1 protein-coding gene is annotated in these 1,257 nt (G+C 46.6%); it reads right to left on the bottom strand.

The window, feature by feature from the left end; genetic code table 11:
- Positions 1-31: 31 nt before the first annotated feature.
- Positions 32-1,188 (bottom strand): IS3 family transposase gene (locus PEH01S_RS34290; protein WP_127490457.1). Its coding sequence is split into 2 segments (ribosomal slippage): positions 32-936 and positions 936-1,188, totalling 1,158 coding nucleotides; the frame shifts between segments, so codons are not numbered across the junction.
- Positions 1,189-1,257: the final 69 nt, after the last annotated feature.

Below are 1,257 nucleotides of genomic sequence, written 5' to 3' on the forward strand. Positions count from 1 at the left end.
TGGACCTCTGTCAAGATAGTAGACATGGATTTTAGTGATTCACCGTATTGAAGTAGTGCTGCCTTTCAAAATCAGATGGCGTGCAGTACCCGATCGTCGAGTGAATACGCTCATTGTTGTAAAATACTTCGATGTACTCGAAGATGCTTTTCTCGGCTTCAGCACGGGTCTCAAATTTATTCAAATAGATAAGTTCCTTTTTGATAATGCTATGAAAAGATTCAATGCAAGCGTTGTCGTAGCAGTTCCCTTTCCGGCTCATGCTCCCTGTCATGGAGTAAACCTGGAGTTGCTTTTGGTAGTCATGGGAGGCGTATTGGCTGCCGCGATCGGAATGATGCAACACTTCTCCATCGGGCTGCTGACGACCGTAAGCTTGCCTTAGCGCCTGCAGCACCAGCTCTTTTGTCATGCGGTCACTCATATGCCATCCAACGATCTTGCGGGAGTACAGATCCATTACGCTTGCCAGATACAGCCAACCCTCCCCGGTCGCGACATACGTAATATCTGTCACCCATTTCTCATTCGGTTTACTTGCCGTAAAGTCTTGGTTTAACACGTTGTCTTGTACCGGCAGGCTGTGCTTGGAATTCGTTGTGGCTTTATATTTCTTGACGGTTCTAGACCGCCACTCTTGCTTCTTCATAATCCGTGTTACGGTCCGTTCAGATATGCTGACTCCTTGCTGATTCAGCTTCTGCGTGACCTTTGGGCTCCCGTAAAGCTGACGGGAATCGTCGAACACTTCCTTGACCTGCTCTGTCCATTCTTTGTGCTGGCGCTCTCGTTCACTTTCAGGGCGATCACGCCATTTGTAATATCCGCTGCGAGATACGTTCATTACTTTGCACATCTTCTCCAGTCGGTACTCGGAGCGGTTTTCGTGGACGAATGAATATTTTACCGACGGTCTTTCGCGAAGAAGTGCATTGCCTTTTTTAAGATTTCGTTCTCCTCTTGCAACTCACGGATTTGCTTTTGCAGTTCCCGTAACTGATGGTTTTCGGACTTAAACACTTGATTTTGAACGATTTCCGGCTCGCTACCAAACTTCTTCATCCAACCGTACAAGGTATTGTCCTTTATCTTCAGTTCGCGGGCTACCTCCGCCACCGCCTTCCCGCTTTCTTTGACATACTGAACTGTCTTCTTTTTGTACTCATCGTCATAAAGTGGCTTTTTCATCTTTGACACAGTCCTCCGATAGTTGTCGTTTCATCAGTGTAATCTGTGTCTACTATTAAGTCTAGCATC

This window comes from Paenibacillus ehimensis NBRC 15659, from assembly GCF_004000785.1.
GTDB classification, from domain to species: Bacteria; Bacillota; Bacilli; order Paenibacillales; family NBRC-103111; genus Paenibacillus_G; species Paenibacillus_G ehimensis.